Here is a 7,155-nt window from a genome sequence, read left to right on the forward strand (position 1 = left end):
GTGACTTCCCTGCTCTACGTGGGCCTCTCGATACCGGGGGCGGCCTACATCGCAATGGGGCTGGCCGCGGTGCTGGCGACCACGCTCGTGTATGGGCGGCTGGCGGCGGACAACGAGGTCATGGCCTGCCAGGCGAGCGGCGTGCCGGTTTCAAGCCTGCTCTGGCCGGCGGTTCTGCTGGCGGTCATGACGGCGGCGACGAACCTGTTCCTGGCCGTCTGGCCGCTCCCGGAGAGCGGGTACGCCGCCAAGAGACTCTCCCTGGCCGACGTGGAGCGCCTGTTCTTCACGCGGTTGTCGAGCACCGGCAAGATCAAGGTCAAGGACGCGGGCTTCGAAATGAGCGTGGACCGGGTGGTCGGCGACATGCTGTACGGCCCGGCGCTGAAGTACCGCGGCAGCCAGGGGCAAACGTATGCCTACGCGCCGTACGGGCGCGTGGAGTTCGACCGGAAGAGACACAGTGTGTCGCTCTTTTTGTCGGATGCCCAGGTGATCCAGGAGAACGGGCGCGAGGAGAACCGGGGGACGCACATCGTCGGCCTGACGCTGCCGACCGAGGTGCCCCGCGACATCAAGAACCTGAGCCTGTGGCACCTTCTGGCGGCGCAGCAGCATCCGGAGCAGTTCTCCCAGGTTCTGAAGGACCTGAAGGAGGGCGAGGCGTCGCCGGAAGCCATCCAGCGCGAGAAGGACAGGATCCGGGCCCGGGCGCTGGCGGAGATGCACGGCCGGATGGCCGCCGCCGTCGGGTGCTTCGGTCTGGTGCTCCTCGGCGCCGGCCTGGGGATTCTGTTTCACAGCGGCCACCTGCTGACGGCGTTCGGGGTGGCGCTGGCGCCCTGGTTGGGCACCACCCTGCTGACGATGCGGGCGAAGGAAGCGGTGGCGGACCAACTGGAGCACGCCCAGGACGCCTTGTATCTCATCTGGACGCCCAACTTCCTGATGCTGCTTCTGGCCGCCGGCGTCCTGGCGCACCTCGTGTGGGGGTGGATGAGGCCGACGCGGGCACGCCTCGCGGCGACGCGGGTCCGGGACCTGTTTCGAGGACGGGCTGGATGAAAATCCTCGACCGCTACATCGTCCGCACGTATGTCTTCTCCCTGGTGATCGTCTTCGCCGCGCTGATGGGCCTGGCCGTCATCCTGGACCAGTTCTTCAACGTGAACGAGTTCTTCAAAAGCGCGGGCGGGGCCCAGCCGGCGGGCTTCTGGACCATCCTCGGCAACATGGCAAACTACTACTTTTACAAGACGTTCGAGTTCTTCCAGTGGCTGGCTGCGCCGTCGCTGCTGGTGGCGGCGGCGGCGGCGCTCGTGCGCCTGAACCGCGGGCGGGAACTCACGGGCATCAAGGCTGCAGGGGTGAGCCTCTACCGCGTCATGTGGCCGATGATCCTGGTCGCCCTGGCCGTCGACGCCTTCTACATCGTCAACCAGGAAGGCATCATTCCGGGGATTGCGGCCCAATTGGCGCGCGACCCGGACGACCTGACCCTCCAGGACCGCTTCCCGGTTGACTTCATCCGCGACGAGCACAACAACATCCTCTATGCGCCGCTGTACGACCCAAAGACCCGCGAGATGCTGGCCGAACCGCGGGCCGTCCCGGGCACCAACAACATAGTCTTCGTGGCCCGCGTGCGCATCTTCCTGCGGGACTCAAAGTACAAGGCCCGCGGCACCATCGAAGCCAAACGCGCCGTCTGGAACCCCAAGAAGTGCGGATGGGACCTGACGGGCGGGATCAAACTGCCGCCCACCGAGGAAGCCGGCGCCCCGGACCGCCTCCCCGCCGGTCCCGAGGGCGACCCTTACCCCTTCTATGCCACGAACGTCGGGCCCGAGGAAATCCTGCGCCACCGCGCCAGCGACTTCCACCGCTACATGGGATACGGAGAACTCAAGACCCTCGCGGACGATCCGATGCGAGGCAACCGCCGGCAACTCCAGGTCGCCATGCACCAACACGTGACGATGCCCATCCTGAACCTCCTGGTCCTTCTGTTGGGCCTCCCGTTCGTCGCCGGACGCGAGGAACGCAACTACTTCGCCAGCATCGGCATCGCGGTGGTTCTGTTCATCGGCGTGTACGTCCTCTCGTTCGTTTCGACGGCCTTCGGCAACGCCGGCCACCTCAGCCCGCTCCAGGCCGCGTGGCTCCCCATCTTCGTGGTGCTGCCGGCCAGCATCCTCTCAATGGAATCCCTGCGCACCTAGTACTACTACGCCGTTTTCTTCAACCCCGGCGCGCCGGGGCCGAGAACGCAGAGGACTGCAAAGATAGGGGAACGGCAAACAACATGCTTTGTGAGCCGCTGGTGGAAATTGCCTTGCTGTTGTTACTCCATCCTCCCTCTGCGTTCTCTGCGCTCTCTGCGTTGAGATAGCGTTGTAGAACTAGGGGCCGAGAAGCCGCCCCAGCAGCGACGCGTGCCACGCCGACGACGCCGCCCCGCTCCGGAACATCCATCCCAGCCGGACGGCCCACAGGATGAGCGCCGCCCCCGCGATGAACGGAAGCGACCACGTCAGGACACGGGCGGCAACGTTCAACCACGCCCGGTCGGCCAGAAAAATGCCCGCCGAACGGACCCACACGACGCCGAAGAGGACGAAGACGAGCGGCCCGAGGGGATGTTCCTCGAACGCTTCACCGACCGCCCCGCGCCCCATGGCGTAGAACGCCCGCGTCAGACCGCACGTGGGGCACGGGAGGCCCGTCGCCCGGCGAAGCATACAGATGGAACCCGCGGGGTCGTCGTCGGGCGCCCCGGAGTCCCAGAACCCGATCTGGAGGATGCTGACCGCAAACGCCGCCGTCAGCAGGGCCGCAACGATGCCGTGAAAAATCCGGTCGGCGGTCGGCACGGTGCGGCTCGCGCGCTCCACCATCGCCGGACCCTTACGAGTACGCCGGCGGCTGGATGTCGGTCGGCGGAATCGGCCCGCCTTCGATGACCGGTCCGCCCGCAGCGATCGGCTGAACCAGCGGCCGACCCGTCCACGAACGGTACAGGTAGACAAGGGCGCTGCCGAACCAGAGCATGGCGATCGGTGCGGTGAAGAAAATGCCGATGTAGCAGGCGATTATCCCCAGCGAGAAAAGCCACCCGATGAGCCAGCCCAGCACCCCGAAACCCAGAACCGACCAGAAACGCTCGCGGACCATCCGCATAGACATCTTGGCGGCTTCCCACCCCGACTGCGGGCAATCCCAGACGGCAAGCGGGGCAAAAATGAAAAACAGTAAGAACACATTCACCAAAATGGAGACAATGTTGACAACCACCATGAACGGAATAAAAACGCTCAAGAATGCTTCCACGTCCATAGGCTTATCCGAACCGGCGGACATAAAGATCGGAAGCACCAAGACGAAATACGCCACCATGTAGATAATTCCCAGAACAAACCACACGCCGAGAACGGGGAGGAGCGACACGATGGACTGAGCGAAACGTTGCTTGAACCCTTCGAACAAGCCGCCGACGCCCAACGCGCGGCCATCGATTCGCTGCATCAGCACGTACAGGAACCCCGCCGCCAGCGGCGGCCCCGCAATGAACTGGCCGAACGGCACAAACCCGGAGGCCATCAGAAGAAGCAGAAACACAAACGCCAGCAGCCAGTGCTGCCAGAAGTCCTTCTTCATAAACCGCCAACCCAGACGATAGGCATCGATCACGCCCAGGCGCCCCTCACCGGGCAGACCTTGCCGCATCTCCCATGACGTGTCTTGACTCATCGCCGTCTCCTTGCTGCGTTCCGAAAGAAACCCGACGTGCCACCCTTCTGCCGCTCACAAGCGGCACCGCGAGACTACACCCACTCACCGTAGGCGTCAACGAGTTTCCGCGTCCCTCCGCCCTGTGGGCGCGCCAGGATTTTCTGGCACCTGCCGAAGGCGCAACACATGCCTCGTGTGGCACGGCCGGTCTCGTCCGGCCGTGCGGGGCGCACGGCGGGGCAAGGCCCGCCGTGCCACACAGATTTGAAAGCGGCCTCGACAAGGCGCCACGAAATGCGGCCACCTCCTCTGCCCCCCGGCGGTATAATGGTCGCCGATGAAAACGGATGACCCGAGCAAGTTCGTCGCCCGCGTGGGCGCCTGCATCCGCGCCCACGGTCTGCTGGCGCCGGAGGCCGGAGCGCACGACAAGCCGGAGCCCGTGGTCGTCGGCGTAAGCGGCGGCGCGGATTCGGTCGCCCTGGTCCTTGCGCTCCACGACCTCGGACGCTCTGGTCTCGCCGTCGCCCTCACCGTCGCGCATCTGCACCACGGCCTCCGGGAAACCACGGCCGACGAGGACCAATCATTCGTTGAGAACCTCGCCAAACGCCTCGGCCTGCCCTGCATCACGCAGCGCCTCGACGTACTGGCCCTTGCCGCGCGCGACAGCGTCGGCGTCGAAGAGGCCGCCCGCAACGCCCGCCGGCGGTTCCTCATCGACGCCGCTCGCCGAGCGGGCGCTCGCAAGGTCGCTCTCGGCCACACGGCCGACGACCGCGCCGAGACCGTCCTCTTCAACATCCTGCGCGGGACGGGCATCGAGGGCCTCGCGGCCCTCGGGCCCCGCGCGCCGCTTGCACCAGACGAGGCCATCGAGATCATCCGTCCGCTCGTGGACCTTTCGCGCGCCGAGGTCCGGGCCTTTCTCGAGGCGCGCGGCCAGGCATGGCGCGAGGATGAAACGAACGAGGACCCGGCGTTTGCGCGCAACCGCCTTCGCCGCGAGGTCCTGCCGCTCCTTCGCGAAGCGGCCAATCCGAAGGTGGACGAGGCGCTCCTGCGCCTGGCGGACCAGGCCGCCGACGCCGCCGACGTCCTCCAGGATGCCGTCGAGGCGGTTTGGCGCCAGACCGTCCGCGAAACACCAACCACCGATTGTCATTCTGAGGTCGCCGCGGCGACCGAAGAATCTCGCCGTGCCGCCGATTTTGCGCTCCTTCGGCCCTGGCTCCAGGGGGCGATCCTGCGGCGGGCGGTCGAGCGCCTGGGCGGGGGGTTGAAACACATGAGTGCCGAACGGACGCGCGCGGCCGTCGAGGCACTGCTGGCCAAGAGCGTCGCGGGGCCCGTCGAGTTACCGGGCGGCCTCTCGGCCACCCGCCGCCGCCGCGCCATCCGCATCGGCCCGCGCGGCAAGGGAACAGGTGATTGAACCGCAGAGAGCGCGGAGAGCGCAGAGAACCGACAGCGATTACCAGAAGCCCTCTTTGCGCCTATCGCGTCCACTACGGCCGATACGATTTCGCCCATGCACGCCGCACCGCAGCACTAATCCGGGCTGAAAACGGGCTTGAGGTCGATAAGCGAACCGTCGGCGGCGATGTGGCTTTTCAGGCCTGGACCGGCGATCAGGGACATGCCCGACTCGACGGACCACGTGCCGTCCGCGTGCCGGGCGAGCGAGCCAACCCAGAGCAGATTCACGGCCACGCGGGCCTTTGCGTGATCCTTGATCCACACAGACGCATAGTAGTGGTGGAGCAGCGCCGCTTCCTGCTCGTTGAGTCCTTCAGAAACGTCGATGACCGGCCGCGCGACGCGCAACACGTTCGGCGATACGTGCCACAGGCCGCGATCTTCCCCCTCGTCGGCGCGGAGGAGGAGGATCTCGTACTCCGGTGCGACTGAGACGAAAAGCCAGTCGCTCCGGCCGGCGGACCTGATGGCCTCCAGACACCGCTTGAAGCCTTCGCCTGGAATGTCGTACGGCGCATACTTCGCACCGCGGCCCGTCTCGGCGATTTCGCGGTACTCGCGCGTGATCCGTTCCCGCTCGGCGGCGCGGTCCCGCCATGCCGCGACCGCCATCACGCCCAGGACGATCGCGCCGCCCACCAGGGGCACTGCCGCGACGACGCACCACGCCCGCCTTCGCATTGCCGTTCCCCCGTCTCTGCTGTTCTCTGCGCTCTTTGCGTCCTCTGCGTTGAAAACCCACTGCTCCCCTTCCGCCGTCGCCCTTCGGGCTATGGCGGACAGGTCGGGTCGCGGCTAAACATGCATGACGCCCGCGGCTATGCAAGGATCGCGTCGAGCGCGCGGCGGAACGGGTCGCGGACCGTCTTGAGCCATTTTTCGGCGGCGTCGGCGCGCTTGCCGAGTTCCTTCAGGCCCAGGTTCCCGGGGCCGCCTTGGAGGGTTTTCGATTTGAGATTCTCGACCGGGTCGCGCGAAGCCAGTTCGTCCAGGTGGGCGGCGACCTCGCGGTACGCGTCGCGGAACGGCATCCCTTCGCCCACGAGTTCCAGGGCGCGGTCCGTCGCGTAGATCTCGGGGATGAACCCTTTGCGCAGGTTCTCCTCGACGACCTCGAGCCGCTCGAACGTGATGGCCATGATCCGCAAACTGCCCAGCGTCGCCTCGACGCCGCGCATGAACGGCCCCTTGGTCTCCTGGAAGTCGCGGTTGTAGCCCGAGGGGAGCGCCTTGAGGACGGCGGCGACCTGCTCATGCCAGCCCATGACGGCGGCGGCCCTGGCGCGCACGAGTTCCAGGCCGCAGGGGTTCCGCTTCTGCGGCATCATCGACGAGCCGGTGCAGAGTTCCTTCGGGATGCGGAAGTAGCCGAACTCCGGCATCGAGCCGATCATGAGGTCCGTGGCCATGCGCGAGAGGTCGACCATGACCTGCGTGCAGGCCGCCAGGGCCGCGAGTTCCGCCTTTCCGCGCGAGTTCGCGCAGTACAGGACGTTGTTCTGGACCCGCGCGAACCCCAGGAGGTCCGCCACCAACTGCCGGTCCAGCGGCAGGGCCGACCCGTAGGCCGCGCCCGACCCGAGTGGCGACTGGTCCGCCAGCGCGTGGGCGGCCTTCGCGAGTTCCAGGTCGTCGAGGAGCGATTCGGCCCACGCCCCCGCCCAGAGGCCCAGGCTCGAAGGCATGGCGATTTGCATATGCGTGCGGCCCGGCATGGGAACGAACTCGTGCCGCCGGGCGAAGGCGGCCAAGGCCCGCACAAGGGCGATCGCCCGCTCCGCCAGGGCGTGCAGCCGCTCCTTGCCGTAGAGGCGCAGGTCCAGCAGCACCTGGTCATTGCGGCTGCGGCCGGTGTGGAGCTTCTTGCCGAGGTCGCCGAGCTTCTTCGTGAGGCACTCCTCGACGGCCGTGTGCACGTCCTCCTGGTCGGGGCGGATGGCGAAC

At 66.8% G+C, this 7,155-nt stretch carries 7 protein-coding genes; 3 read left to right on the forward strand and 4 right to left on the reverse strand.

Annotated elements, in window-relative coordinates:
* Both NTX40_01745 and NTX40_01750 read left to right on the forward strand, forming a co-directional pair.
* Window positions 1-1,065, forward strand: a 1,065-nt coding sequence (locus tag NTX40_01745; GenBank protein MCX5647807.1) for an LptF/LptG family permease, incomplete at its 5' end; no start/stop codon positions are given.
* Window positions 1,062-2,222 (forward strand): LptF/LptG family permease, encoded by a 1,161-nt coding sequence (locus NTX40_01750; GenBank protein ID MCX5647808.1) that lies wholly within the window; start codon window positions 1,062-1,064, stop codon window positions 2,220-2,222. The genes NTX40_01745 and NTX40_01750, both read left to right, overlap by 4 nt.
* Window positions 2,223-2,402: 180 nt before the next feature.
* On the opposite strand, the gene NTX40_01755 is transcribed toward NTX40_01750, so the two are convergent.
* Both NTX40_01755 and NTX40_01760 read right to left on the reverse strand, forming a co-directional pair.
* Complete coding sequence (locus tag NTX40_01755; GenBank protein MCX5647809.1) at window positions 2,403-2,897, reverse strand: DUF2752 domain-containing protein; 495 nt, start codon at window positions 2,895-2,897, stop codon at window positions 2,403-2,405.
* A gap of 10 nt (window positions 2,898-2,907) precedes the next feature.
* Window positions 2,908-3,750 carry a hypothetical protein gene (locus NTX40_01760; protein ID MCX5647810.1) on the reverse strand — a complete coding sequence of 281 codons (843 nt, stop codon included), beginning with the start codon at window positions 3,748-3,750 and terminating at the stop codon, window positions 2,908-2,910.
* Window positions 3,751-4,069: 319 nt separating this feature from the next.
* On the opposite strand from NTX40_01760, the gene tilS reads away from it, so the two are divergent.
* Complete coding sequence (tilS, locus tag NTX40_01765; protein ID MCX5647811.1) at window positions 4,070-5,167, forward strand: tRNA lysidine(34) synthetase TilS; 1,098 nt, start codon at window positions 4,070-4,072, stop codon at window positions 5,165-5,167.
* A 116-nt stretch (window positions 5,168-5,283) separates the two neighbouring features.
* Here tilS and NTX40_01770 read toward each other — a convergent pair whose 3' ends face one another.
* Entirely contained in the window at window positions 5,284-5,892 is a 609-nt protein-coding gene (locus NTX40_01770; protein ID MCX5647812.1) for a hypothetical protein, read from the reverse strand.
* A gap of 137 nt (window positions 5,893-6,029) precedes the next feature.
* The coding region (gene argH / locus NTX40_01775) for an argininosuccinate lyase (protein MCX5647813.1) at window positions 6,030-7,155 on the reverse strand (1,126 nt) is incomplete at its 5' end.

The organism is Planctomycetota bacterium (assembly GCA_026387035.1).
Taxonomy (GTDB): domain Bacteria; phylum Planctomycetota; class Phycisphaerae; order FEN-1346; family FEN-1346; genus JAPLMM01.

What these genes read in the sequence shown, in the direction of transcription:
- NTX40_01750 (MCX5647808.1), top strand. Translation starts at nt 1,062, where the DNA reads ATGAAAATCCTCGACCGCTACATCGTCCGCACGTATGTCTTCTCCCTG.
- NTX40_01770 (MCX5647812.1), bottom strand. Translation starts at nt 5,892, where the DNA reads ATGCGAAGGCGGGCGTGGTGCGTCGTCGCGGCAGTGCCCCTGGTGGGC.
- NTX40_01760 (MCX5647810.1), bottom strand. Translation starts at nt 3,750, where the DNA reads ATGAGTCAAGACACGTCATGGGAGATGCGGCAAGGTCTGCCCGGTGAG.
- NTX40_01755 (MCX5647809.1), bottom strand. Translation starts at nt 2,897, where the DNA reads ATGGTGGAGCGCGCGAGCCGCACCGTGCCGACCGCCGACCGGATTTTT.
- tilS (MCX5647811.1), top strand. Translation starts at nt 4,070, where the DNA reads ATGAAAACGGATGACCCGAGCAAGTTCGTCGCCCGCGTGGGCGCCTGC.